The sequence below is a fragment of the Undibacterium sp. YM2 genome (genome assembly GCF_009937975.1).
GTDB lineage: Bacteria > Pseudomonadota > Gammaproteobacteria > Burkholderiales > Burkholderiaceae_D > Undibacterium.
Map to the genome: position 1 here is coordinate 5,484,706 of NZ_AP018441.1, position 24,036 is coordinate 5,508,741.

Consider the following 24,036-nt stretch of genomic DNA (forward strand, 5'->3'; position numbering starts at 1 on the left):
TCCTGTATTTTTCTAGTGTCATAGTTAGAGGCTTTTGCAAAATTAATCTGGCTAGGCGTCGTCGGCGCAGACAGTGCTTTAGCACGGCAAGACGGCGCAACAACGCCAGATTATTTTTGCGAGAGCCTCTCATAGTTTGGTGCCCGGTGGCAGCCACACGGCATCACGCACATTGACTGCTTTGGGTATCAATTTTTGTTGATAAAAATTGTCAGCCACTCTTTGCTGTTCATCGACGATGTTCTGGGTCAAATACACCACTGGAGAACGTGGCCGACGTTCCAGAAAGCTGGCGATGGTTGGTTTATCCAGGCCCGTGCTGGCGGCTATGATGGCAACAGCTTCATCGCGGTTCTTTTGTACGAAGGTATCGCTGCGCGTCAGTTCTTCAAACAGTACTTGTATGACTTTGGGATATTTGTCAGCAAAGCTGCGGGCAGACAAATAGTGAGACAGATTGTTGACCAAGCCCTTGCCTGTCGCCAGTATTCTTGGTGCTGCGCTTTGCTCAATCGCGGCCCAGTACGGGTCCCAGATCGCCCAGACATCGACACTGCCACGCTCGAAAGCTGCTCTGGCATCAGCCGGTGCCAGATACACAGGCGTGATGTCTGACCATTGCAAACCAGCCTGCTGTACAGCGCGCAAGACGTGGTAATGCGCACTTGAGCCTTTTTGAAAGGCGATTTTCTTGCCTTTCAATTCTGCCAGCGTGCGTATGCCTGAATCAGGTTTCACCAGAATCGCGCTGACACCAGGCTTGGCCGGTTCAGCACCGACATACACCAGATTGCTGCCCGCTGACTGGGCAAAGATAGGTGGCGGCTCGCCCGTGGTGGCAAAGTCTATGCTGCCAACTGACAGGGCTTCCAGCATTTGTGGGCCTGCAGTAAATTCAAACCAGGTGACTTTGACACCTTTCAATTGCTGTTCCAGCGCCTGCCTGTGTTTTAGCAAGGTCAGGTTGACTGAGCTTTTTTGAAAACCTATACGTAACTCTTTGGGTAATTCTTTAGGTAAGTCGGCACTGGCTGCAAAGCTGCTCGCAGGCAGTACGCTGCTCAAAGCAAGAGTCAATAGCAAGCGGCGGATGGCAGACAATTTCATCATCAGCCTCAGGTCTTGACCGCAAATACTGCATCGCGGATATTGATGCGCTTGGGTATCAGTTTCAAGTCAGCAAAGGTATCTGCTATGCTTTGCTGTTCCTTGATGACTTGTTCAGTCAAAGGTTTGACGCCAAAACCAAAACGGGAAGTGGATAATTCCACGATGCTGGTTTCCAGCCCGGTTTGCGTGGCCAATATGCTGGCAACTTCCTTGTGGTTTTTCGCTGCCCAGTCATCGACCTTGGCCAACTCTTCGAGAACGATGCGTAAGATTTCAGGGCTTTTTTGTGCATAGGGCCGCGCAGCCAGATAAAACTGGTGATTGCTGACCGCACCTTTGCCATCGACCAGTATTCTTGCCCCTAGTTGTTTTTCAGCCGCCGCCAGGAAAGGGTCCCAGATCGCCCAGGCATCAACACTGCCACGCTCAAATGCTGCGCGTGCATCGGCGGGCGGCAGGAAGATAACTTCGACATCCTTGTAATTCAGGCCTGCTTTTTCCAGCACCTTGACCAGCAGGTAATGCACATTGGAACCCTTGTTCAAGACTATTTTTTTACCCTTGAGGTCTGCTGCTGATTTCAAAGGAGAATTCTTGGGCACAATGACAGCTTCACCACCTGGTGCTGGCGGCTCATTGCCGACATACAGCAAATCTGCACCGGCAGCCTGGGCAAAAATTGGTGGTGCTTCACCTGTGGTACCAAAATCGATACTGCCTACATTCAAACCTTCCAGCAATTGCGGGCCAGCGGGAAACTCTGTCCATTTGACATCGACACCCTGGGCAGCCAGACGCTTATCCAGCGCCCCTGTCCCCTTGAGCACCGTCAGTGTTCCATACTTCTGATACCCTATGCGCAGACTGGTCTTTGCCTTGTCCTGGGCAAAGGCTTTGGGCAAAACCACGCTCAAAGCGGCCGTGGTCAAGGCCGACAGACGGCTCAGGGTAAGACGTTTTTCCTTGCTGGTAATTTGAATTTTGCGGCTCATGTTCTGCTTTCATATTTTGGACAAGACTTCCCCCTGCCGGGGTGCCAGCATGAAAGAAAGGTTTTTAGTAAATGATGTTAGAGCGGGTACTTGCTCAGTCCTGTAGCAATGCGGCTATGTTTTGCCAGGGTCAACAAGGTAAAACCAGTTCTGCTTCTGTTCTTACTGATGGTCGCAAAATACTCAGGCTATCAAGCAGGAGCTGCACACCATCTTCTACCCTTTGCTGTATCGCCGTATCCAGCTGCAAACCTTGCAGCTCTGACCAGCTCACTTGTGCATCTGTCGCATAAATACTGGGCAGGATATGCCGGGCCGACAGCGACGCAAGTACCGGGCGCAAGCCATAATCAAGTGCCAGCATATGTGACTGGCTGCCGCCGGTCGCGAGAGGTAATACCAGCTTACCGGCGAGACCATCCTGCGGCAGAATATCCAGGAAACTTTTCAGCAAACCACTGTAAGCCGCTTTGTAGATAGGTGTAGCGATGACTACCGCATCTGCTTTTGCCAGCAGGCTTTTGGCTGCCGACAATTCAGGATCAGAAAAGTCGGCATGCATCAAAGCCTGGGCAGGCAAGTCCCTGACATGCAGACTGCTGGTACGCTGCCCCAGTCCATTGAGCTTGATACCCACGTGATTCAGCAATCTGGCTGAGCGTGAGGGGAAGACGGGCTTCCCGATAGCAATAAGATGCGCATGTTCTTGCCTCCGGTTTTTACTAAAGCTTATTTTTTGCCTGGCTGATAGATCTGGTCAAAGATACCGCCGTCAGCAAAATGCTCTTTTTGCGCCTTGGTCCAGCCGCCGAAAGTGTCATCTATCGTGAACAGTTTCACTTTAGGGAATTGCGCTGCATATTTTTTCGAGGCTTTTTCTGTGGTCGGACGATAGTAGTGCTTGGCTATCGTGTCCTGACCTTCATCGGTATACAGATAGTTCAGATAAGCTTCTGCCACTTTGCGGGTGCCACGGCGGTCGGCTACTTTATCAACAACAGCGACCGAAGGTTCGGCCAGAATACTGGTCGATGGGGCAACAATTTCCACCTTGTCCGGGCCCAGTTCCTTGATTGCCAGCAGGGCTTCGTTTTCCCACGCCAGCAAGACATCACCTATGCCACGTTCAACAAAAGTCGTGGTGGCACCACGTGCACCAGAATCCAGCACCGGTACGTTTTTATACAGCTTGGACAAAAACTCTTTTGCCGTCGCTTCGCTGCCGCCTGGCAGTTTCAGGGCATAACCCCAGGCTGCCAGATGGTTCCAGCGTGCACCACCTGAAGTTTTAGGATTAGGCGTGATCACGGCTACGCCAGGCTTGACGATGTCTGCCCAGTCCTTGATACCCTTGGGATTACCCTTGCGTACCAGGAATACGATGGTAGAAGAATAAGGCGAGGCATTGTGTGGCAAGCGTTTTTGCCAGGCTTTGTCGAGCAAGCCTTTTTCAGCCAGCGCATCAGTGTCATAGGCCAGTGCCAGCGTGACCATGTCAGCATCGAGGCCATCAATCACGGCACGTGCCTGCTTGCCAGAACCACCATGGGATTGTTTGATGGTGACATTGTCACCGGTTTTGGCTTTCCATTGCTTGGCAAAAGCCTGGTTTACATCCTGATATAACTCACGGGTAGGGTCATAGGAAACATTGAGCAGGTTGATGTCTGCAGCTACTGCGCCAAATGATGCAAAACTGGCTACGATGCTTGTTGCGAGGATTATCTTTTTGATCGTCATCTCTAAGTCCAGGGAAGTAATAATTTTTATGAGGAGTACAGGATAAAACGGCTCTATATAAATTAAAACGAAGTGTTTCGATGTTTTATATGTGTTTTTGGTATATGGCGCTCATCATGATGAAGACCGAAAAGCTCAACACGGAATGAGCACAGAGGCACAAAGCGAAAGCTGAATTAAGTTATATATCACTTGCACCTGTTTCTTTTATTGAAACAATCATAACTGCCGTTCATCAAACACTTGGTCTCCAAGCTATTTATTTCCTCAGGACTGAGCTAAGATGACATTCTCTTTTTCAGGAGTTAGCCATGCTGCGACGCACACCAATTCAAGTTGCTGTTTTTCTGGGTTTGATTACTTGCTCATTGGGAGCGTGGGCTGATACCGGTGATGCCTGCCCGGCCGTGCTGAATCACAAATTCAAGCGCCTGCAAGATGAAGCGCCGCAAGACCTTTGCCAGTACAAGGGCAAGGTGGCACTGGTGGTCAATACTGCCAGTTATTGTGGTTTTACCAAGCAATATGAAGGTCTGGAAGCGATGTCGGCCAAGTACGCCGACAAGGGCCTGGTGGTGCTCGGTTTTCCATCGAATGATTTTGGCAAGCAGGAACCGGGCAATGACAAGCAGATTGCTGATTTCTGCTTTAATACCTATGGCGTGAAATTCCCCATGTTCAGCAAGTCTTCTGTCATGGGCAAGGATGTCAATCCCATGTATGCGCAGTTAATCAAGGCGACCGGCACGACACCAAAATGGAATTTTTATAAATACCTGATAGACCGCAAAGGCAATGTCGTTGCGGCCTACTCCAGCGTGACCACGCCAGACGACAAGAAACTGGTCGCCGATGTAGAAAAGGCACTGTCTGCACAGTAACTCCTGCTTGATCCCTATAAAAGCTTGGGCACATGGCCCAACTGACGTGATATAGCACTGGCACTGGCGCGCAAAGCCTGTGCCAGTTCACCATTCCATTCCGTATCAAAACTACCCTTGGGGCCGGTGGCAGTAATCACCAGGCTCAGTGCCTGGGCATGATTGAAGACCGGCGCACTGAAGGCGTTGATGCCCGGTATTGGCAAACCCTGCGCCCTTGCCAGCCCCTGCTCTCTTACCTCGGCCAGTACGCTGGCGATATCCTGAGGTTTCATCTGCACGCCAGCCTGCCCTATCACCAGCTCATCCCTGAGTTCCCTGGCAATCACCTTATCGACCAGGGCTTGCGGCAAGAAGGCAGAAAACACCAGCCCCGTTGCCGTACCCAGCATGGACATGACCGAGCCCGCATGCATGTTCACATGGATGGGCCTGCTCGATTCTGCGATATACACCACGGTAGGGCCATGGCTGCCCCATACCGCCAGCGCCACGGTGTGATCCGTGGCAGCAGCAAGGCGGGTGATCTCTGGTATCGCCAGTTTGACGGGCGACATTTGTTGCAGACTGACCAGGCCCATCTGCAAGGCAAAGGGGCCTAGCTGGTAAGCACCGGTCGCCGCATCCTGCTCGACCAGGCCGAGTTTGCCAAAGCTGACCAGATAGGCATGCGCCTTCGATGCTGGCATACCACTCTCACGCGCCAGATCCCCCAGCGACATGGCGCGACCAGAGCTGACCAGGGCATTCAGGATCAGGCCGCCGACCTCGATCGCGCCTATGCCGCGTCTTTCTTTGTTTTTCTCTGTCATGGCTGCCCCTTGATTAACATGAATTCATTTTACTATTAACAAATGCATTTACAAATAACGAATTAATGCTTATTCTTATCCAATAACATCTCCTCTATCTTGAGTACAACACTTCTCAAAGGTTATCCCCATGAGCACCAAGCAATTTGCCTCTCACGCCGATCTGGAAGAAAAGAAAGTCAGCTTCCAGCAACTGTCCGAACATGCCTATGCCTATACGGCCGAGGGTGACCCCAATACCGGCATCATTATCGGCGACGATGCCGTCATGGTCATCGATACCCAGGCCACGCCCATCATGGCGCAGGATGTCGTGCGCCGCATACGTGAAATCACCGACAAGCCTATCAAGTACGTCGTGATGTCGCATTACCACGCGGTAAGGGTGCTAGGTGCCAGCGGCTACGTGGCCGAAGGCCTTGAGCATATCATCGCCAGCCGCGATACCTATGACCTGATTGTTGAACGTGGCGAAGCCGACATGAAGAGCGAGATAGGCCGCTTCCCACGCCTGTTCCGTGCGGTGGAAAGCGTACCCGGTCTGACCTGGCCGACCATCACCTTCAAGGGCGAAATGTCGATCTGGCTGGGCAAGCTGGAAGTGAAAATCATGCAGGTCGGGCGTGGCCATACCAAAGGCGACACCATCGTCTGGTTGCCACAGGAAAAAGTCTTGTTCTCTGGCGATCTGGTTGAATTTGGTGCTACACCGTATGCCGGCGATGCCTATTATTCAGACTGGCCGCAAACCCTGAGCAATCTGGAAGCCATGCGAGCCGACAAACTGGTACCAGGTCGCGGTGCCGCCCTGACTTCGCCCGAACTGGTGGCAGCGGGCCTGAGTGAAACCCGGTCTTTCATCAGCGATTTGTTTGCCAGCGTCAAGGCAGGGCAGCAACAGCAGCATGACCTGAATACCATCTACAAGAATACCTATGCGACACTGAAACCCAAGTACGGCCACTGGGTGATTTTTGATCACTGCCTGCCGTTTGATGTAACGCGGGCGTTTGATGAAGCGTCGGGGCATGTTGATCCGCGCGTGTGGACGGCGGAGAGGGATGTTGAGATGTGGAAGAGTTTGGAGGGATAGTTTTAAGTTCAAGACCTCTCAACACAGAGGCACAGAGGGAGGAAAGACTGCTTGCAGGCAGTCTGCGTTACGCAGGCGAGCGGCACGCCGCTCGAATTCCCTGCTACACCACAGAGAAAAGTAAATGAAATCTTTTTTCTGTCGTAATTAAGCATACATCTCTGTGTCTTTTTTCTTCTCTTTGATGCATTAGTGGGAGCCGCATTTTGCTTAGCACTTATCAATATCAAAAATTCCCTTTTGTGACTCCAGCGGAGTTGCAGACGAAGGAAATCACGCGCCGCAAGGTTGTCATCGTCGGTGCTGGCCCTGTTGGTTTGGCAGCGGCGATAGATTGCCAATTGCAGGGGCTGGATGTGCTCGTGCTGGATGATGATGATACAGTGTCGGTAGGTTCACGCGGCTTATGCTACGCCAAGCGTACACTGGAGATACTCGACAGGCTCGGTGTGGCAGCGGCGGTGCGTAACAAGGGTGTGGAGTGGAATGTCGGGCGCACTTTTTTTCGCAAGGATGAAGTATTCAATTTCAATCTTTTGCCTGCGCCTGATCACAAGCACCCTGGCATGGTGAATTTGCAGCAATATTATCTGGAAGATTTTCTGGTGCAGCGGGCGATGGAACTCGGCATAGAGTTGCGCTGGAAAAGCCGTGTCACTGCGATTGAGCAAAGCGATGATTTTTCTACCTTGCAGATAAGCACACCAGAGGGTGATTACAGCCTGCAAGCCGACTGGCTGATCGCCTGCGATGGTGCACGCAGCCCCTTGCGCCAGATGCTGGGGCTGGAAGTCGAAGGCAAGGTTTTCATGGACCGCTTCCTGATCGCCGATGTCGTCATGAAAGCAGATTTTCCGGCAGAGCGCTGGTTCTGGTTTGATCCCCCCTTTCACCCCAATCAATCGGTACTGCTACACCGCGAAGCAGACAACGTCTGGCGCATAGACTTTCAACTGGGCTGGGATGCCGACCCGGTGGAAGAGCGCAAACCCGAAAACGTGATACCACGCATCAAGGCCATGCTTGGTGACGACAGGGAATTTGAGCTCGAATGGGTCAGTGTGTATACCTTCCAGTGTAGGCGCATGGAAAAATTCCGCCATGGCCGTGTGCTGTTTGCTGGCGACGCTGCACATCAGGTTTCTCCCTTTGGCGCACGCGGTGCCAATTCCGGCATACAGGATGCAGACAATCTGGTGTGGAAACTGAAGCTGGTTGTTGATGGCAAAGCACCAGATAGCCTGCTGGATACGTATTCCGATGAACGTGTATTTGCAGCAGATGAAAATCTGCTAAATTCGACGCGCTCTACTGATTTCATCACACCCAAGAGTGCTGTCAGCAAATGCTTTCGCAATGCCGTATTGAGCCTGGTCCAGGAACATGCATTTGCGCGCAAACTGGTCAATTCCGGACGTTTGTCTGTACCTGCCATCTTGTCGGAATCGAATTTGAATACAGAAGACAGTGAAGAGTTTGATACAGCTCTGCAGCCTGGTGCGCCGTTTGAAGATGGGCCGGTTATTAATCAAAAAAAATCAGGTTTCCTGATCGATTATTTGCGACCAGTTTTTCATGGTCTGTATTTTTGCGATGCTGTATCTGACATTCCTGATGCACATCTGGCAGCGATCAAGGCTTTGGAACAGGAGGAAATTCCAGTAGCCACGATCATCATCAGCAAACAGGAAAGTTCACGTGATGGCCACCAGGTTCTGGCCGACATCAAGGGTCTGCTACACCAACGTTATGGTGCTGGCAATGGCAGCTATCACTTGCTCAGGCCTGATCAACATCTGACTGCACGCTGGCAACAATTTGAACTCAATCAGGTACGCAAGGCAGTACAAACTGCCTGCGGCAATTCATCAGGAGTGGCATGATGCCTTTGAACCTGCAAGCCAATTTCCATTACCCAGACAAATCAGCGCAACGTGATTACAGTGCGGGTGATGATTTTTATCAGTTATTGATAGACAGCCACCGCGACCTCAGCGATGAAGCTAGCTCCTCCCTGAATGCAAGATTGATCTTGCTGCTGGCAAATCACATAGGTGACATCAGTGTCTTGCAGGAAGCGCTGCGCCTGGCTGCCACAAAACAAGAATCAACTTCAGCAACTTAAGCTTTCCTCGCTTCATTCGACAAAAACCCACCTATGGTCGCATGCACCATGGCATCAACGATTTGCTCATGCGTCAAACGCTTGTCACGCAATAAAAATTCCATGGTTGGGTCACAGGCGCGTGAATACAGGGTATAGACCAGCACGTCATCCGGCACCAGCGGCGTCAATGCGCCCTGTTTTCTGGCGTCTGCGACCAGCGCGTAAAAGCGCTTGTTGACGCGCAAGGCCACCATCACGTAATCCAGGTTCAGCATCAGGCTGCGTTGCAGGGCCAGACTGGTTGAAGGCAGATGTGGCACACCACCTTGCAGGCGCAAGCGCAAAGACCAGGCCAGGATATGCCTGATCTTGTCTATCGCTGGCATGTCTGCCGCCAGGGTATCCAGCTCAGCCTGGGTCGCCTTCAGCAGCCGCGTCATGGCTGCAGATGCCAGCTTTTCCTTGGAAGAAAAGTGCTTGTACAGGCTGCCCTTGGCTATGCCCACCGCATCGGCGACATCATCCATGGTCATCAAGTCATACCCTTTTTCTGACAAAAGGCGATTGACAGCATCAATGATGGCTTCTTCCCGCGCATCAAACTGTTGTTTTTTAAAGGGAATACGGATTTCCATTATTTTTTCTGCACAAATAAAGACTTTGTAGTATATTTTGTGACTGATGAGTCACAAAATGAAATTTATGGTCATATTTTAACCCATGGCAGCTCTTTTACCAGATAAATTATCGGTCACGGCAACATCAAAAACACCTGAATCCAAACAACTGAAGCTTGCGTATGTATATATGAATACAGCTCTGCCATAGTTACAGCTCAGATAGAAGTGGCATTTTTACAATAAATATATTTTTTATTTTCTTCAATAAATTCAGACTATGAAAATCGCTGTCATCGGTTCCGGCATCTCCGGTCTGTCTTGCGCATACAAGCTTGCTAAAGCAGGGCATGAAATCAGCCTGTTTGAAGCCAATGATTATTTTGGCGGCCATACCCATACGGTAGATGTCAGCCTGGAAGGCCAGACTTATGGTGTTGATACAGGCTTCCTGGTGTTCAACCACAAAACCTATCCCAAGCTCGTCAACTTATTCAAGGAATTGGGCATCGCCACAGTTGCGACAGACATGTCTTTTTCGGTAAAGATGCCGGTTGGTAAAAATGGCAGCCGCCTGCTGGAATGGGCAGGTGCCAATCTGGATACTGTATTCACTCAACGCCGCAATCTGCTGAACCCGGCCTTCATACGCATGTTGCGCGATATCCTGCGCTTCAATAAGCAGACGACTGCGCTGGCAACGGGGCAAGATCATCCAGACTTCAAGCAGCCTCTGGGCAGCTTTCTTGATCAACATGGCTATAGCAAAGAATTCCGCCAGTGGTACTTGCTGCCCATGGCAGCCTGTATCTGGTCTTGCCCCACTGAGACGATGATGGCTTTTCCGCTGTCTTCTTTCGTGATTTTTTGCCACAACCATGGCTTATTGCAAGTGAATGACAGGCCGCAATGGCAAACTGTCAAAGGTGGCGCAAGACAGTATGTAGAAAAGATCTTGCCGGGCATCGCACACAAGCATTTGCAAACCCCGGTTTTAAGCGTACGCGAAAAAGCAGCGGGGGCCATTGCGGTCAAGACGGAAGAAGGTACCCAGGTATTTGAGCATGTGGTTTTAGCCAGCCATAGCGACCAAAGCCTGAAATTGCTGGCGGATGCTGACCTGGCCGAGCGTCAGATACTTTCATCCGTAAAATACCAGCCCAACCGGGCAGTGCTGCACACTGATGCCAGCGTGCTACCGGAAAACAAAAAAGCCTGGTCAGCCTGGAATTATCAAAGCGAAAGCGGCAGCGAACCGCGTGTCTGCGTGCATTACCTGATTAATCAATTGCAGCCCCTGCCTTTCAAGACACCTGTCATCGTCACCCTGAATCCAATTGTAGAACCAGCTGCAGACAGTATTATCAACAGCTTTGATTATTCCCACCCGGTCTTTGATGCAATGGCCATCAATGCACAAAACCAGCTAGCAAATATACAGGGCAGGAGGAATATCTGGTTTGCCGGCGCCTGGACAGGCTATGGCTTCCATGAAGATGGCTTGAAGTCAGGTCTGCGCGTCGCGGAAACCATACTCGCGCGTGCAGAAGCAGCTTACGAAAAAATGATACGTGCGGCATGAACATGAACACGCCTGCCATCAAATCTGCGGTCGTCTTGTGCACGGGTGAAGTCATGCACAAGCGTTTGCGTCCGGCAAAAAATGCTTTTCGCTATGGCGTATTTTTTATCCGGGTACCTGTGCGTGACATCAAGGACATCAATCGCATGAGTACGCCCAAATTGTTTTCTGTGAATCGCTTCAATGCCCTGTCTTTCCATGAACGTGACCATGGTGATGCCAGCCAGCCATTGGCGCAATGGATAGATGCTTTGCTGAAAAGCGAAGGCATCAGCGATGCTGACGGAGAAATCTGGCTGCAATGCTTTCCACGTGTGTTTGGCTATGTGTTTAATCCTGTGTCTTTCTGGTTTTGTCATCGCCAGAATGGCGAGCTGCGTGCGGTGGTGTGCGAGGTACGCAATACCTTTGGTGAAAAACATTTATACCTGTTGGAAAACGGCGGCAAGCTGGTCAATGGCGAAGAATTGCAAGCCAGGAAAATTTTCCATGTTTCCCCTTTCTGCAAAGTCGAGGGCAACTATCGCTTCTGCTTCATGAAAGCTCAGCAAGACTTGCGCGGACAAGCCGCACAACATTCGCTCATAAAACATCTGGCGCGTATCGATTACGAAGATGCAGAAGGCCCCTTATTGCTGACCAGTGTTTCTGGCCGCGAACAGGTGATGAGCAACATGCAAATCGTCAGAGTCATGCTGCGCTATCCCTTCATGACCTTGGGTGTCGTACTGCGTATCCATGTGCAGGCACTGCGCCTGTGGATCAAACGTGTGCCTTTTTTTTCCAAACCTATTCCTCCTACTGAAGAGTTAAGCCGATGAGCAGCCTACATCCCACATTCACCTCTGGCGCGTCTGCAGCTGATAATAATGCACAAAATGCTCCACTGAACAGCAAGCATTTCCCGGCGCAAGCCAGGTTCGTGTTAAGCCTGCTGAACAAGCTTGAGCACGGTTGTCTGACCATACAATTCCCTGATGGTCAGACGGCCAGCTTTGGCCGCACATCAGAAGGCTGGCAACATGTGAGCCTGCATCTGAAAGACTGGGAGTTGTATCGCGCCGTACTCAAGTCAGGTGACATCGGTTTTGCCGAGAGCTATATAAACGGGCACTGGACCACCAGCAGCCTGACCGGCCTGATAGAACTGATTTCCCATAATCGCCAGCAACTGGAAAGCGTCATCTACGGCAGCTGGTGGGGCAATCTGATCTACAGGATCAAGCATCTGCTGAACCGCAATTCACGCAGTGGCAGCAAGAAAAACATTCATGCCCACTACGACATAGGCAATGAATTCTACAAGCTGTGGCTGGACCCTACAATGACTTACTCCAGCGCGATTTATTCTGGCGAGCAAGAGCAATCACTGGAAGAAGCCCAACTGGCAAAATACCGCCGCATACTGCATCAACTGGCCTTACCAGAAAATGCCAAAGTACTGGAAATAGGCTGCGGCTGGGGCGGCTTTGCCGAGATGGCGATACGTGATGCCGGTGCCCACGTCACTGGACTGACGCTCTCCACCGAGCAATTGCAATATGCCCACGCGCGCTTGCACAATGCGGGTCTGCATGCGCAAAGTGATTTGCGCATACAAGACTATCGTGATGCAAACGGCAGCTATGACGCCATCGCTTCGATAGAAATGTTTGAAGCTGTTGGCGAAGCCTATTGGCCAGGCTATTTTGAATGCCTGCAACGCAACCTGAAACAGGGTGGCCGTGCCTGCGTGCAGAGCATCGTCATTGCGGATGAATTATTTGACCGCTACCGCAAGGGTACCGACTTTATACAGCAGTACATTTTCCCTGGCGGCATGTTGCCATCCATAGAAAAATTCCACGCGATGGCAGCAGGCTACGGCATGGAGGTACTGGATACCTATAATTTTGGTCTCGACTATGCACGCACCCTGTTGCACTGGCGTCATGCATTCATGGAAAAATTGACGCAGGTCAAGGTCCAGGGCTTCGATGATCAATTCCTACGTACCTGGGAATTTTACCTGGCTTACTGTGAAGCAGGTTTCCGCGCTGGCAGTATTAATGTCACGCAATTCACATTGAGGAAAAAATGAACGCCCCATTCGTTGTGCGCAGTTTTTTTCTCTCACTACTGATGTCAAGTGCAGTAATCACTGTGTATGCGGAAGATAAAACGACGAGTTACGTACCGGCACACATCAGTGAAGAAATCCCACAGGCCAGCTTGCAAGGTACAGGCAGTTTTCGCTGGTTTGGCTTGCATATTTACGACGCGAGCTTGTGGTCTTTACCTGAAGGCTATAAGCCGGAAAGTGACAAGCCACAAAAGTTTGCATTAGACCTGGCCTATGCCCGCACTTTGTACGGCAGCAAGATCGCTGAAGCCAGCATAGATGAAATAGAAAAACTCAAGCTTGGTACGCCAGAAAAGCGTGAGCGCTGGCTGACACAGATGAAAGCAATTTTTCCAGACGTCAAACAGGGTACACATATCACCGGCATTTATCTGCCGAAAGAAGCTGCCAGGTTTTACTTGAACGGGAAATTGTTGGGTGAGATACGCGATGCAGAATTTGCCCATGCTTTCTTTGCAATATGGTTGGACAAAAAAACTACAGCACAGAGTTTGCGTAGCAAGCTGCTGGGCAGCAAAGCTGGCGTCAATTAAACACACCGCCAAAAAGAGCAATCACTTCAGGAAAGCCTATGTTCAAGCAAACTTACCGATTATTTTTCTGCAGCCTGATCATGCTGCTGACATCCTGTGCCAGCCAGTACGAGCCTGGCCGCTACCGCAATGAAACGCCCAAGCTGGACATGCAAAGCTATTTCAATGGCAAACTTGATGCCTGGGGCATGTTCCAGGACAGATCGGGGGCGATCGTCAAACGCTTTACCGTAGTCATGGATTGCCAGTGGTCAGGCGATACAGGTACGCTCAATGAAGACTTCAGTTACTCAGATGGCAGCAAGCAAAAACGTATCTGGACCTTGAAGAAAGTGGGCAATGATCAATTCACCGGCACTGCTGCCGACGTGATAGGCGAAGCGAAGGGACAAGTATCTGGCAATACCCTGCACTGGAATTATGTATTGGCATTGCCCGTCGATGGCAGCATTTACAATGTCGATTTTGATGACACCATGGTCTTGATGGACGACAGGATCATGCTGAACCGCGCCATCATGCGCAAGTTTGGCGTCGAGCTGGGCAGCGTGACTCTCTCCTTCACCAAACGTAGCAGCACCACACCATGAACCCCGTCATACGCGACTGGCGTGGCAAACGTGTCTGGATCATAGGCGCGTCCAGCGGCATAGGTGAAGAAACGGCGAGGTTGTTGCTGACCCTGGGCGCCAGGGTCGCACTGTCTGCCCGCAAACTGCCGCAGCTGGAAGAAATTGCGGCTGACTACCCCATGGCCGAGGCCGTGGCAGTGGATATCTGTGATCATGCCAGCATCATGGCCTGCCATGCGGGCCTGATGAAAAAATGGGGCAGCATTGATCTGGTACTCATCGTTGCAGGTAGCTACAATGAAATGCGGGCAGACAGTGTTGATATGGCTGCAGTTAACCAACTGATAGACATTAATTTGCGCGGGGTTTATCAATGCCTGGATGTGGTCCTGCCTGCGTTGCTGAAGCAAGGCAGTGGCGGCATAGGCGTAGTCGGTTCAGTTGCGGGTCTCTCAGGCTTGCCCAAGGCGCTGGTGTATGGGCCGACCAAGGCGGCCATCATCAATTTGTGTGAATCCCTGTACCTCGATGTGCGGCCAAAAAATATCGCGGTATATATGATTAATCCCGGCTTTGTGGAAACGCCGATGACAGCGAAAAATGACTTCAAGATGCCCGCATTGATCAGTGCACCTGAAGCAGCGGTGGCTATCGTCAAAGGTATGCAAAGGGGGGACTTTCATATCCACTTCCCGCATCGTTTTACAAACTGGCTAAGACTGGCGCGTCTACTGCCTTACCGCAGCTATTTTTATCTGGTTCATAAAGTCACAGGTTTATAAATGTCCAACGCCCATGTACCAGTTCATGTAGATCATCAGGCCAGTCTGGATAAGCTCGTCAGCTTCTTTGAATCCATCACACTGGCGGCCTGCCAGGACTTGTCAGATGTCTACACTGAAGATGCCTATTTCAAAGACCCATTCAATGAGCTGCGCGGCCTGCCTGCCATCAACCAGGTTTTCCAGCACATGTTTGTGCAAGTTCATGAGCCGCGCTTTCGCGTTACTTCTACTGTGTTGCAGGGTGACACCGCTTTTCTGGTCTGGGATTTTTTATTTTCGATGAAAAACTTCAATGCAGCACCGCAATGCATACGGGGTGCCACGCATATACGTTTTGTGGAAGATGGCCGGGTGAGTTTTCACCGTGATTATTGGGATGCGGCAGAAGAATTGTATGAAAAGCTGCCCGTGCTGGGCAGCTTCATGCGTTTTTTGAAAAACCAGGCGCGCAAATAGTGTGCAAGTAGTTTATTTGCCTGCCTTATACGCTGGCAAATATTGCGCCAGCCTTGCGCCCATTTCCTGGCCCAGCGCTTGCAATCCACTCATGGGCCTGACCATGACTTCAAAATCGACGATCTTGCCATCGGCATCAAAGCGTATCATGTCTATGCCCTTGAGCTGCTTGTCACCGACATTGGCACTGAATTCCAGCACGATATTCAAACCATCATCGGAAGACAATTCGCGGTGATAAGTGAAATTTTCAAATACCTTGACGACGGTACCCAGTATCAATACGACTGCCTGGGCGCTGGCATAAGGCTGATGCGCCATGGGAGAACGAAAGACCGCATCTGCATGCACGATGGATGGCAAGGCACTCAGGTCTTTATTGGCAATCATCTCATGCCAGGTTTGCAGGGAAGCGGCAACGGCGTCGGGCAGCTTGTTCATTGTCATCCTTTTATGTTGATTTAACCCGGTATGCTTCGGGCTTTATGTAAAAGGAATGATCTTAGACCAAATTCTGCCTGCGGGTATTTTTGCTGTTGTAATTTCAGTCTACAGTTTTGGTTGTACAGGTTTCGCGACTTCAGGCGTACGTGATAACAAACGACTAGAGGGGCTGTCATCTGCACTCAATACATTCAGGTCGGCACCTGGCCTCGTGGCCGTAATGGGCTTGATACTGCCGCTGAACTGTTCCAGCAATTTCTTATCGACAGGTTCAACTGCTTTACCATCCGGGTCTTGCTTGGGAGTGATCCCGCGTTCTTCTACCCTGCGGTAAAAAAACTTGTGTTGAGTAGAATCATGGATAACACTCTTCTCTGGCTCTACCGGCACTTCACGCTTCATGATCAATGCTGAACCCAGGCTGGCATTCAGGTAACCACTCATCAGATTGAAGTTACGTGTTGAGAGGCCATTGAGCTCATAACCACCACCTATGTCGCTATGGCAGCCAGCAGTCGTCACACCGAGGAAACGCTTGTCAGCCGACAGGCCCTGCGGAATGATGTTATCTGCCGGGAACAGGGAGCGATGTTCATCGCCCGCCTTGATTTGCAAACCGCTGATGACTGAATCGGCAGGCCGCCTGTCCTTGCGCTCTGGTGCTCCCGTCGCAACCGGGTCGTACATGGCCAGTGCCTGAGGGATAGAGCCTGGCTCCTTCAAAGGTGGCGCAGTATAGATTACCTTATCATCTTTCAGACCCAGGCTCAGCGCATAGGTTTCGACCTTTCTGGCATTCGGGTCCTGGACACCTCTTTCATCGACCATCCGTGTAAAGCCTGCCGCCTGCTCGGCACCGCGGCTAAAACCGACAGAAACGACGCTGATCTTGGCATCGGGATTTTCTTTCAGCCAGACAGCCGCCTGATTATCGAACTGCTCATACATCGCTTCCAGGCGTTCCTGGTAAGTGCCGCCAGTGGCGCCATCCCAGGTACCCTTGAGACCACCCTGGGTACCCGGACCTTCCTTGTAATATCCGCCGATATGTGGATTGTCCTGTGCCGCTGCCTCAATCTGATCCTTTAATAAACCAACATTGGTTATATGCTTGGGATCATGAATTGCATCATTACCTGTGCCATCAAACAGGGCCACGAAAACCCGCGAATTGGGATCCTTGCTGTCATATAACTGAGGCACTTCAAAGGCATTGATTTGCTCCTCTGCCTTGGTATAAGTCGCCAGTTGGGCAGGAGTAGCCTGCCTTACGTCAACGCCATCCGATTTCACAGGATCAGATTTCACAGGGTCGGTCATGGAATGGTACCGTTAATAGGTTTTTGAATAAGCCAAAGTACGGTGGTCGTGATGATCGCGTGTCGCCTCATCTTTTTCGAGCCGTATTGTGACGAACATGTACACGTTCAAAGTTCTGTCATTCACTTCAATAATGATAGTAGGCTGACCACCGGAGATGGGGTCGGCCTTGTATATCCGGCTAACATCATCTGTATGCAAGACCTTGCGGTCCTTGAAAATGTCGTCCAGATTCAAGCTGGCAGAAAGCTTGCTGCCATCTGCTGCAGACCATTTGACTTCAACCGGTCCGGCAAAAGTGATATAAGACCCGGATTTAAAATTTGGGTATCTGTTTTGATCTTTCTCGGTCTTCGCGGGTGCCAGTTTTCCTGCACTCAGCTTGTGTGGTGTTCCTGCATACAGGACATCAACATCACTGGCGCTGTACACCTGGATGTTCAAATCATGTTTGGAGAATTTCAGAAAATCTTCATTTGCCATTGCGCTAGATCCCAATTGTGTTTGTAAAGCGATTGCCATCAAAAATCCTGCAAAATTTCGTTTAGAGAGTTTCATTTTTACCCATCTTTGCACAGAACGCATGCGATGAAACCGCAGAAATGCATGCCAGAATTACACCGATTAAATATGCTGCATACGAATTATTATCAGAATTTCAAAAATAATCCAAGTTACAGTGCAATTCCTTAGCAGTTGAGGAAAAACGACATCCAGAATTGCGGATAAAGCCAGCGTTTTCACCACACCTGGCGACATGACTGATGGCTCCGGAATCTGATCACTTACAGGCAAAACAACATCGCGTTACAGACTTGATGACAATAATTATACGTCCACGCTTTTTATTTTACAAATAAATATACGAATAAAAGTAAAAAAACATTTTAAGAATTGATTGTGCAAAAACTGCCCTGAAATCGCCTCCTGCGGCCGTGCTGTTTGGGCGCAGGATTTTGCTGAGTCGTGATAGGGAAACAGAGATAAAAAAACGGATGCCACAGCATCCGTTTTTTATAATAATAAGCGAGTCGCGCCAAGGCTGATCCGGGCTTAATCGTCCTCTTCCTTTATATCATCCACGGGCAGATTATTAACCTTGTTCTGCAGATAACGGCTGGGTTTGAACTTGGGAACCCTGCGGTCTTCTATCATGACAGGCTCGCCTGTGCGTGGGTTCCTGGCCTGTTTGGCATTTCTTTCAGCAAGTTTGAAGGTGCCAAAACGGCTGATCTTGGCTTCACCATCTTCTACCATCTCCCGGACTATCTCGTCAAAGACGAAGCTGACGATGTCTTTTACTACATTCCTGGTCAAATCACCCTGATATTTGCTGTAAATACGCTCGACGATGTCGTGTTTTGTCATTTTTTATGAAAGCTTTCTTATAACAGCGATTAACTGCCTGGTTTGCAGTCAACAACTGCCGATTTTCTAAAAAGCTATAATATGCCTTCATAAATTGAAAGTCAAAACGGGCTGGACGGAAGGAAAAACGGGCTGGCAGGCAGCCGTCTGCAGAAATTGCCGCTCAATGACAAGCCGGAAAGAGGGTCATGACGTCAAAAAACACTATTGCGCAGCTCATAGCGAGCAAGCATTAAAGGCCAGGGATAGGTGACGCTTTGCGCGCAGGCATTTCTGGCTGCGCCTTATTTTTATCTGCCGTGCCGGGGCCAGGCAAAGGCATAGCCGCGGCAGGCGCAACTGCGTTGCCATTGCGTGCCAGTTCCTGCAACTTGCTCTTGCCATCTGCCTCACTGACTGTACGGGCATCCGGGCCATAGCGCTGGGATACTGTCATGCTCTTGTTTGACCTCAGTTGCAGTGACAAGTCGTCCATCTGCGCTTTTATCAAGCCTGCGTTTGCTGGCGGCAAAGCAGATGCCCTGGGCATCAACGCCGCCGGTTCTTCTGTTGCCATTTTGCGCACCAGCCAGTTCGATTTCAAGACATCCATGGGCAATGGCGCAGCTTTGGTCTGCTCAGTCTTGAGACCGGCTGATTCAAAATTTTTGGCATAGTCTGCCTGCCTGTCAAGATTGGCTTTGAGGTAAGCAGATGACTCATCCTGCATGCGCCGGTTTTTTTCACGACTGGCCGGGTCAAAGTATTTTTGCCGTATCTGCGCTTCCCTGTGCTCAAAATATGTTTTTTGCTGCACAGTCATTCTCTTGCCATCACCACGATCCAGTCCCAACAAGTGCATTTGCAATTTCTCCATCGCGGCATCCAGCGATTTATATTGAGGACTGGCGTCACCGGCCTTCAGCTCGGACTGATATTTTTTTTGATAATCCTCAATCTGCTTTCGTCTTTCAGGAGACATCTTCGCCAGTTTTTCAGCATTCGCTGTCTGCATGGCTTTCAGGATTTCATCGCCATTCTTGCCTTTCATGCCGGCAACGGCCGCCTGATATTTTTTGCTGTCCTCGGCTCTCAATTTTGGCGCGCTGCCCGGGCCACTCTGCGCTTTTTTCTGTTCAGTGGCGGTTTTATTTGCGCCGGGACTGTCCATCTGTGTCAGGTCGTTGACTTGCCGGGCCTGAACACAAACAGGCCATATCATGCCAAGCAACAAAGACATGATTGCTACCTGGTGTATGCAGTATTTTCTTTGCTCAGACTGATGAGGGCGCGCGTTCATTTCATCGATACCGGGTTCACAAAAGTATCAGGCATTAAGGTGAAATACTGCGCAATGCAGGTTCACGCAATTTTTTGGTTTTCATCTGGATAGCGAGTTCATTGAGCAGCGCTGTCCTGGTGGCAGACAACTGCACTATATTCTCGGCAACTTCCTGTTTTTGATACTGCATATAGATCTGGTACGCCGTCATGACTGCCAACTCATAGTACAAAGGCAGCTCTCCCTTGAGTGAGAGTTCGGAATACCACTGTTCAGAACCAAAGCGCTTCTTCGCCTCACCAACTATCATTTCAGAAAATGACATTTCTTCCGCAAGCAAAGGCGCGGGCATAGGTGGTTGTTGCGATGCATTATCACCAGACTTGGCGATTTTGGCAGCATCCACATTGGCAACAGGATTGGGAACAGCAACGGACGAACTGGGCACCGTTCCCGTCGTGGCATTCTGCGCCAGATATTTGTCGTAAAACTCTTTGTCGAAATTAGGTGTGGCTGCGCCAAAAACATCCCTGTCTGTCACGCCAGCCGGACGTACCAGGCTCAGGGGTGGCTTTCTCTCTGGTTTATCGACGGCGGCCTGATAGGTAAATGAAACACCACCGCAAAACGGTGGCGGTATACGCCAGGCCTTGGTGCTGCTGGCCTCACCTTTGGTGATCACTTCCAGATGGATATGTTCGGGATTGGGCAGGATACCGGTGTTCGACGGTACGCCTATCTTGTCACCGACACTGATGCTGGAACCATTCAGCCTGGCCTTGCCGCTGGCGTCAGGTTCAAAACTTTTCAGGTGGCAGAATTTGGTGGCAAAACCATCTGGCTGGCTGATGACAACCATATTGCCACAACCAGCAGTACCTGGAAAAGAGCGGTAAGTGCCATCCAGCGGTGCTACTACCATGGGGTCGGTCAGTACTTTTTTTGAAAAGTCCGTACCATAGTGAAACTGCCATTTGCCACGGCCATTAGGATTGGCATCAAAGCGCCAGCCAAACGGGCTGCTGACAACCAGTTGTCCCGACTTGATGACAGTTTGCAGGCAAGTGCTTGCCGACGCCAGGTTTTGCGTCATCAAGCTCGCGCAGACTGCTGTCGCCAGCAGATAGGGTCTGAGATTAAATTTAGCCTGCATTTTTTTTCAACAATGGTTTTAGTATGGACTTAATCGTGTCTTTTTCATTCCGCGTGGGATTTTCGCGCTCCATCAAAAATACTCCGGCCTCATAAGCGATCTTGTCTTCAAATCCCAGGCCCAATGCTGCCCAGTTCAGGTATTGCCTGATTTTCTCATTGCGTAATTCGCTCTGCGCACGGCTTGCTGCTGTCTGCACTGTCTTGCATACTGTCTGGTCGTACTCACTGTCATGTGAAGTGTCAACGCAGATACTGTTATAAATAAAGTGATGCAAGGTCAGGTAAGGCAAATCAAGTGCCACACCCTTATTCTGGTCAGCCTGTTTCAGGCGGACGGCGGTATAAAACAAAATTTGCGCTGATACCACCTGGTCATTTGCCGCATACCACGCCATCTTCTTGTAGATCATGGCATAGCGCTTGTCCGGCTCACTGGCAATAATGCCAGCAGGACGCAACACCGCCATCTTGGGATAGGCATAGGCCAGCGAGGTATCGATTTTCTTTACGGCATCCGTCTCCTTCATGGAGAATATCTTGTTCGCGTCAGCCCGATTCTTCGCCGACTTTTCTATCATGTAAAACGAAAACCAGGGACTGTCTTCTGCAGGCTCACTCCCCAGGCTGGTTTGCGCCTGCACGACACCAGCAGCAAGGCAAGCCAGGGTAAATAACAAATAATTGAAAAACAGCCGCATCATCGTTTGGCAATGTATTGCCTGGCCTTGGCATCAAAAGTAAATGAAAAAGTCCGGTCGAGTTTTTCCAGTGCCGTTCCAGACCGGTTCATTGCCGTTCCTGTCTGGCGCAAAACCACATCCGGGTAATCTGGCGTGACCGAAACAGGGAAGCTGGCGGAAAGCTTGCTGTCGGCACAAAGCTTCTTGCCCTGGCACGCGGCACCTTCGAGGTTATTCAACAGTACTTCAGCAGTCTTGAGTACGCTTTGAGGCTTCTTGTCTGCGCCGAAGATAAAGATTTCTGCAGATGCATACATATAGCCCCCTTTATTTGCGGGAAGCAAAACCACGGCTACCTGATTTTTTGTCTGCGAAAAAAATCCACCAGCCCCGCTGGCGTCTTCCACAGCGATACTGGCTACACCACCAGGGCCGCGCACATTAATCGCATCATTACTACACTTGCCTGACTTCTCAGGGCAATTACCGTCACGGACAAAACTCGACACCCAATAGGTATCCTTGCCACTGTCAGCAAGGGCAATGATTTTTTCGACACCTGCGGCCGATTTTGCTTCCTGCCCCAGCTTGACTACATCTGCAGCATGGGCAGTTGCAGTTGCCGCAAGCACCGCAGTCAGGGTAATTGTGAGCACACTTCTTTTCATGGTTTCACCAGGTCTTCTCTGTTTCTCTTTTACATGACCGGCATCAGCAAGCATTGATGCCAAATTTCTTGCGCCAGAATTCCCAATACATCTGACCATTGATCTGCTCCAGCGGGACACGCGGACTCATATTGCCCTGGATAGCTTTTTTCCTGGCTGTAGATAAAGGCGCACCTGTTGTGATATTGTCGTAAATCTGCTTGAAACCGGCAGCGCCCATATTGTGCATGCCGTACAGGACAAACACCGGCGGCACACCTTTCACCCCTTGCGGGAAAGTGCTGCTGAAAGCTGCGATATTGGCGATCGCATATTTTTTAGCGGCGATACCGTTCTGGTAGGGATCAAACACCTGCTCAGGCAAGAGCCCGCTCATGCCTACGTCGGCCAGTGCGCCAGCACCCATCTGATACAGGCCATAGTAATGAGCCGGGCTGACGGCACGCGGATTCTTGGTTGATTCTACATAGGCATAGTAATGCCAGGCAGAGCGGGAAATACCAAAATTGAGCAAAGGGGTTCCAGAGTCACCGTTGGCAAAGGAATTATTGATGGCGGCATTCACATCTGCCTTACCCATGGCTTCATATTTGGCGAAATCGGCACTGGCGGCGCAGCGTGCCTGCGTCTCTGGCGAGCCTGTCGTTGTTGAAGATGGATCAAGATTGGGATTAGCGTCAGCAATCTGATTGGCCACGTCGGCACGCGCTGAATTGTCTGCATTGAACGCCACCACCACTTTACTGCGGCGGGCGATCTGCGAATTAAGCGAGTGAGCCACGGTGCTCATGCGCGCCTGTATGACATCATTACTACCTGAAAAAGCTTTCCTGGTGTCGGAATTGTAAGTGTCTTCGTTGTAATCAGTGGCAGGATAATTACCCATGCCCATGACGTTTTCTGACCATACCATGGCCGCACGCTTTTCTTCTTCTGACAGCTGGGTGGTCTTCGCCTCACCAGTCCTGGTATAACCAGGTGGCATGACATCAAGATTCTGCAGGTGATCGGCTGCGGCAGCTTCGCAAATACCGTTAAATACATCGGACATGCTGCAATAAGTCGTGGAATGGCGCAGATAACTTGCCTCGGCATCTGCCATCCTTGAAGTACGCATGCTATTGACAAGGCGGGTATTCATTGCATCAGCCGCTATCGCCGTGCCGGAAGAAACCAGGGGCGTGACCTGCGTTTGTGCAACCAGCTCATTGCAGACCTTGGTAGGCATATTCGTGCCGACTCCCTTGATCAGGGTAGCAGCAACGGCTTCTTCCGGACCACGGGGAGTGCTGCCGGGCAGGCCAACTTGCGTTCCATACAGGAAGGACTTGCCCTGCAACATGGCCGCTTCGCCATCATTCTCGACTTTATTGCGCGCCCCGCCAAGTTCAAAAGCAGCAGCTACTTTTGCACCTGCGCCCCAGGTCTCAGGCAATACCTGGTAGTTAACCAGCGAAGCAGCGGCAAGAGTCACGGCAGAAACCGCGGCAGAGATGGCTGCGATGATCAATGATGTGGATTCAGATATGGCAAGCAGCATATCCGGCGACCAGATCTCGCAGATAGTGTAGCCCATATAAACGCAGACACCAGCCCTGGCCGACTGCGAAATAAAGAACAGGGACAACAACAAAAAACTCAAATAGAACGGAGCATACCGCCGCAAACCACTCTTCCTGGCGGCGGGATGCTTTTGCGATTTTTGTTTATTGAAATAAGTCCACATGAATGTCATCGC

The 24,036-nt window shown here is 50.6% G+C and carries 26 protein-coding genes; 11 read left to right on the plus strand and 15 right to left on the minus strand.

Annotation, left to right across the window (positions count from 1 at the left end):
- Nucleotides 1-129 precede the first annotated feature (129 nt).
- The 4 genes from UNDYM_RS25135 to UNDYM_RS25150 form a co-directional block, all read right to left on the minus strand.
- The gene (locus UNDYM_RS25135; RefSeq protein WP_232063591.1) at nt 130-1,107 is read right to left on the minus strand and encodes a sulfonate ABC transporter substrate-binding protein; all 978 of its coding nucleotides are present in this window, start codon (nt 1,105-1,107) and stop codon (nt 130-132) included.
- Nucleotides 1,108-1,115: 8 nt separating this feature from the next.
- Nucleotides 1,116-2,102, minus strand: coding sequence for a sulfonate ABC transporter substrate-binding protein (locus UNDYM_RS25140; RefSeq protein WP_162043569.1), 987 nt, complete (start codon nt 2,100-2,102; stop codon nt 1,116-1,118).
- Nucleotides 2,103-2,232: 130 nt separating this feature from the next.
- The gene (gene ssuE, locus UNDYM_RS25145; RefSeq protein ID WP_370529394.1) at nt 2,233-2,739 is read right to left on the minus strand and encodes an NADPH-dependent FMN reductase; all 507 of its coding nucleotides are present in this window, start codon (nt 2,737-2,739) and stop codon (nt 2,233-2,235) included.
- A gap of 92 nt (nt 2,740-2,831) precedes the next feature.
- A complete protein-coding gene (locus tag UNDYM_RS25150) occupies nt 2,832-3,842 on the minus strand; it encodes a sulfate ABC transporter substrate-binding protein (protein ID WP_162043570.1) in 1,011 nt (336 codons plus the stop codon).
- A gap of 311 nt (nt 3,843-4,153) precedes the next feature.
- Between UNDYM_RS25150 and UNDYM_RS25155 the strand changes: the two genes are divergently transcribed.
- Nucleotides 4,154-4,723, plus strand: a complete 570-nt coding sequence (locus tag UNDYM_RS25155) for a glutathione peroxidase (protein ID WP_162043571.1) — start codon at nt 4,154-4,156, stop codon at nt 4,721-4,723.
- A gap of 14 nt (nt 4,724-4,737) precedes the next feature.
- On the opposite strand, the gene UNDYM_RS25160 is transcribed toward UNDYM_RS25155, so the two are convergent.
- Complete coding sequence (locus UNDYM_RS25160) at nt 4,738-5,535, minus strand: IclR family transcriptional regulator (RefSeq protein ID WP_162043572.1); 798 nt, start codon at nt 5,533-5,535, stop codon at nt 4,738-4,740.
- A 130-nt stretch (nt 5,536-5,665) separates the two neighbouring features.
- On the opposite strand from UNDYM_RS25160, the gene UNDYM_RS25165 reads away from it, so the two are divergent.
- From UNDYM_RS25165 to UNDYM_RS25175, 3 genes are all read left to right on the plus strand, one after another.
- On the plus strand, nt 5,666-6,628 hold the full coding sequence (locus UNDYM_RS25165) for an MBL fold metallo-hydrolase (RefSeq protein ID WP_162043573.1): 963 nt from the start codon (nt 5,666-5,668) through the stop codon (nt 6,626-6,628).
- A gap of 206 nt (nt 6,629-6,834) precedes the next feature.
- The gene (locus tag UNDYM_RS25170; protein ID WP_162043574.1) at nt 6,835-8,511 is read left to right on the plus strand and encodes an FAD-dependent oxidoreductase; all 1,677 of its coding nucleotides are present in this window, start codon (nt 6,835-6,837) and stop codon (nt 8,509-8,511) included.
- Nucleotides 8,511-8,753 (plus strand): DUF2783 domain-containing protein, encoded by a 243-nt coding sequence (locus UNDYM_RS25175; RefSeq protein WP_162043575.1) that lies wholly within the window; start codon nt 8,511-8,513, stop codon nt 8,751-8,753. The genes UNDYM_RS25170 and UNDYM_RS25175 overlap by 1 nt, the downstream gene beginning before the upstream one ends.
- Here UNDYM_RS25175 and UNDYM_RS25180 read toward each other — a convergent pair.
- Nucleotides 8,750-9,370 carry a TetR/AcrR family transcriptional regulator gene (locus tag UNDYM_RS25180; protein WP_162043576.1) on the minus strand — a complete coding sequence of 207 codons (621 nt, stop codon included), beginning with the start codon at nt 9,368-9,370 and terminating at the stop codon, nt 8,750-8,752. The genes UNDYM_RS25175 and UNDYM_RS25180 overlap by 4 nt on opposite strands.
- A 262-nt stretch (nt 9,371-9,632) precedes the next feature.
- Between UNDYM_RS25180 and UNDYM_RS25185 the strand changes: the two genes are divergently transcribed.
- The 7 genes from UNDYM_RS25185 to UNDYM_RS25215 are packed head-to-tail and all read left to right on the plus strand — an operon-like array spanning nt 9,633 to nt 15,402.
- A complete protein-coding gene (locus tag UNDYM_RS25185; RefSeq protein ID WP_162043577.1) occupies nt 9,633-10,934 on the plus strand; it encodes an NAD(P)/FAD-dependent oxidoreductase in 1,302 nt (433 codons plus the stop codon).
- Nucleotides 10,931-11,755 carry a DUF1365 domain-containing protein gene (locus UNDYM_RS25190; protein WP_197740953.1) on the plus strand — a complete coding sequence of 275 codons (825 nt, stop codon included), beginning with the start codon at nt 10,931-10,933 and terminating at the stop codon, nt 11,753-11,755. Before UNDYM_RS25185 ends, UNDYM_RS25190 begins: the two co-directional genes overlap by 4 nt.
- Nucleotides 11,752-13,014 (plus strand): cyclopropane-fatty-acyl-phospholipid synthase family protein, encoded by a 1,263-nt coding sequence (locus UNDYM_RS25195; RefSeq protein ID WP_162043578.1) that lies wholly within the window; start codon nt 11,752-11,754, stop codon nt 13,012-13,014. The genes UNDYM_RS25190 and UNDYM_RS25195 overlap by 4 nt, the downstream gene beginning before the upstream one ends.
- Nucleotides 13,011-13,589: a chalcone isomerase family protein gene (locus tag UNDYM_RS25200; protein WP_162043579.1), complete on the plus strand. Its 579-nt coding sequence runs from the start codon at nt 13,011-13,013 to the stop codon at nt 13,587-13,589. Before UNDYM_RS25195 ends, UNDYM_RS25200 begins: the two co-directional genes overlap by 4 nt.
- A 38-nt stretch (nt 13,590-13,627) precedes the next feature.
- A complete protein-coding gene (locus UNDYM_RS25205) occupies nt 13,628-14,179 on the plus strand; it encodes a DUF3833 domain-containing protein (RefSeq protein WP_232063592.1) in 552 nt (183 codons plus the stop codon).
- Nucleotides 14,176-14,943, plus strand: a complete 768-nt coding sequence (locus tag UNDYM_RS25210; RefSeq protein WP_162043580.1) for an SDR family NAD(P)-dependent oxidoreductase — start codon at nt 14,176-14,178, stop codon at nt 14,941-14,943. Before UNDYM_RS25205 ends, UNDYM_RS25210 begins: the two co-directional genes overlap by 4 nt.
- On the plus strand, nt 14,944-15,402 hold the full coding sequence (locus UNDYM_RS25215) for a nuclear transport factor 2 family protein (protein WP_162043581.1): 459 nt from the start codon (nt 14,944-14,946) through the stop codon (nt 15,400-15,402). It begins immediately after the preceding gene.
- 12 nt (nt 15,403-15,414) lie between these two features.
- Here the strand turns inward: UNDYM_RS25215 and UNDYM_RS25220 are convergent, their stop codons facing one another.
- From UNDYM_RS25220 to UNDYM_RS25260, 9 genes are all read right to left on the minus strand, one after another.
- Nucleotides 15,415-15,843, minus strand: a complete 429-nt coding sequence (locus UNDYM_RS25220; protein ID WP_197740954.1) for a nuclear transport factor 2 family protein — start codon at nt 15,841-15,843, stop codon at nt 15,415-15,417.
- Nucleotides 15,844-15,951: 108 nt separating this feature from the next.
- Nucleotides 15,952-17,166, minus strand: a complete 1,215-nt coding sequence (locus UNDYM_RS25225; protein WP_162043583.1) for a phospholipase effector Tle1 domain-containing protein — start codon at nt 17,164-17,166, stop codon at nt 15,952-15,954.
- A 12-nt stretch (nt 17,167-17,178) separates the two neighbouring features.
- Nucleotides 17,179-17,649 (minus strand): hypothetical protein, encoded by a 471-nt coding sequence (locus UNDYM_RS25230; protein ID WP_162043584.1) that lies wholly within the window; start codon nt 17,647-17,649, stop codon nt 17,179-17,181.
- Between the two features lie 570 nt (nt 17,650-18,219).
- Nucleotides 18,220-18,534, minus strand: coding sequence for an HU family DNA-binding protein (locus tag UNDYM_RS25235; protein WP_162043585.1), 315 nt, complete (start codon nt 18,532-18,534; stop codon nt 18,220-18,222).
- Nucleotides 18,535-18,766: 232 nt separating this feature from the next.
- Entirely contained in the window at nt 18,767-19,753 is a 987-nt protein-coding gene (locus UNDYM_RS25240; protein WP_162043586.1) for a hypothetical protein, read from the minus strand.
- Between the two features lie 94 nt (nt 19,754-19,847).
- The gene (locus UNDYM_RS25245) at nt 19,848-20,948 is read right to left on the minus strand and encodes a M23 family metallopeptidase (RefSeq protein WP_162043587.1); all 1,101 of its coding nucleotides are present in this window, start codon (nt 20,946-20,948) and stop codon (nt 19,848-19,850) included.
- A complete protein-coding gene (locus UNDYM_RS25250) occupies nt 20,938-21,648 on the minus strand; it encodes a hypothetical protein (RefSeq protein ID WP_162043588.1) in 711 nt (236 codons plus the stop codon). Before UNDYM_RS25250 ends, UNDYM_RS25245 begins: the two co-directional genes overlap by 11 nt.
- Entirely contained in the window at nt 21,648-22,298 is a 651-nt protein-coding gene (locus UNDYM_RS25255) for a hypothetical protein (RefSeq protein WP_162043589.1), read from the minus strand. Before UNDYM_RS25255 ends, UNDYM_RS25250 begins: the two co-directional genes overlap by 1 nt.
- Before the next feature lie 43 nt (nt 22,299-22,341).
- The gene (locus UNDYM_RS25260) at nt 22,342-24,033 is read right to left on the minus strand and encodes a hypothetical protein (protein ID WP_162043590.1); all 1,692 of its coding nucleotides are present in this window, start codon (nt 24,031-24,033) and stop codon (nt 22,342-22,344) included.
- Nucleotides 24,034-24,036 lie beyond the last annotated feature (3 nt).

Excerpts from the sequence above, each read along its gene's own strand:
- UNDYM_RS25185 (WP_162043577.1), top strand. The coding sequence starts at position 9,633 with ATGAAAATCGCTGTCATCGGTTCCGGCATCTCCGGTCTGTCTTGCGCA.
- UNDYM_RS25180 (WP_162043576.1), bottom strand. The coding sequence starts at position 9,370 with ATGGAAATCCGTATTCCCTTTAAAAAACAACAGTTTGATGCGCGGGAA.
- UNDYM_RS25175 (WP_162043575.1), top strand. The coding sequence starts at position 8,511 with ATGCCTTTGAACCTGCAAGCCAATTTCCATTACCCAGACAAATCAGCG.
- UNDYM_RS25150 (WP_162043570.1), bottom strand. The coding sequence starts at position 3,842 with ATGACGATCAAAAAGATAATCCTCGCAACAAGCATCGTAGCCAGTTTT.
- UNDYM_RS25230 (WP_162043584.1), bottom strand. The coding sequence starts at position 17,649 with ATGGCAAATGAAGATTTTCTGAAATTCTCCAAACATGATTTGAACATC.
- UNDYM_RS25225 (WP_162043583.1), bottom strand. The coding sequence starts at position 17,166 with ATGACCGACCCTGTGAAATCTGATCCTGTGAAATCGGATGGCGTTGAC.
- UNDYM_RS25200 (WP_162043579.1), top strand. The coding sequence starts at position 13,011 with ATGAACGCCCCATTCGTTGTGCGCAGTTTTTTTCTCTCACTACTGATG.
- UNDYM_RS25220 (WP_197740954.1), bottom strand. The coding sequence starts at position 15,843 with ATGAACAAGCTGCCCGACGCCGTTGCCGCTTCCCTGCAAACCTGGCAT.
- UNDYM_RS25240 (WP_162043586.1), bottom strand. The coding sequence starts at position 19,753 with ATGTCTTTGTTGCTTGGCATGATATGGCCTGTTTGTGTTCAGGCCCGG.
- UNDYM_RS25245 (WP_162043587.1), bottom strand. The coding sequence starts at position 20,948 with ATGCAGGCTAAATTTAATCTCAGACCCTATCTGCTGGCGACAGCAGTC.
- UNDYM_RS25165 (WP_162043573.1), top strand. The coding sequence starts at position 5,666 with ATGAGCACCAAGCAATTTGCCTCTCACGCCGATCTGGAAGAAAAGAAA.
- UNDYM_RS25210 (WP_162043580.1), top strand. The coding sequence starts at position 14,176 with ATGAACCCCGTCATACGCGACTGGCGTGGCAAACGTGTCTGGATCATA.
- UNDYM_RS25190 (WP_197740953.1), top strand. The coding sequence starts at position 10,931 with ATGAACATGAACACGCCTGCCATCAAATCTGCGGTCGTCTTGTGCACG.
- UNDYM_RS25215 (WP_162043581.1), top strand. The coding sequence starts at position 14,944 with ATGTCCAACGCCCATGTACCAGTTCATGTAGATCATCAGGCCAGTCTG.
- UNDYM_RS25205 (WP_232063592.1), top strand. The coding sequence starts at position 13,628 with ATGTTCAAGCAAACTTACCGATTATTTTTCTGCAGCCTGATCATGCTG.
- UNDYM_RS25260 (WP_162043590.1), bottom strand. The coding sequence starts at position 24,033 with ATGACATTCATGTGGACTTATTTCAATAAACAAAAATCGCAAAAGCAT.
- UNDYM_RS25235 (WP_162043585.1), bottom strand. The coding sequence starts at position 18,534 with ATGACAAAACACGACATCGTCGAGCGTATTTACAGCAAATATCAGGGT.
- UNDYM_RS25135 (WP_232063591.1), bottom strand. The coding sequence starts at position 1,107 with ATGAAATTGTCTGCCATCCGCCGCTTGCTATTGACTCTTGCTTTGAGC.
- UNDYM_RS25140 (WP_162043569.1), bottom strand. The coding sequence starts at position 2,102 with ATGAGCCGCAAAATTCAAATTACCAGCAAGGAAAAACGTCTTACCCTG.
- UNDYM_RS25155 (WP_162043571.1), top strand. The coding sequence starts at position 4,154 with ATGCTGCGACGCACACCAATTCAAGTTGCTGTTTTTCTGGGTTTGATT.
- UNDYM_RS25160 (WP_162043572.1), bottom strand. The coding sequence starts at position 5,535 with ATGACAGAGAAAAACAAAGAAAGACGCGGCATAGGCGCGATCGAGGTC.
- UNDYM_RS25250 (WP_162043588.1), bottom strand. The coding sequence starts at position 21,648 with ATGCGGCTGTTTTTCAATTATTTGTTATTTACCCTGGCTTGCCTTGCT.
- UNDYM_RS25255 (WP_162043589.1), bottom strand. The coding sequence starts at position 22,298 with ATGAAAAGAAGTGTGCTCACAATTACCCTGACTGCGGTGCTTGCGGCA.
- UNDYM_RS25195 (WP_162043578.1), top strand. The coding sequence starts at position 11,752 with ATGAGCAGCCTACATCCCACATTCACCTCTGGCGCGTCTGCAGCTGAT.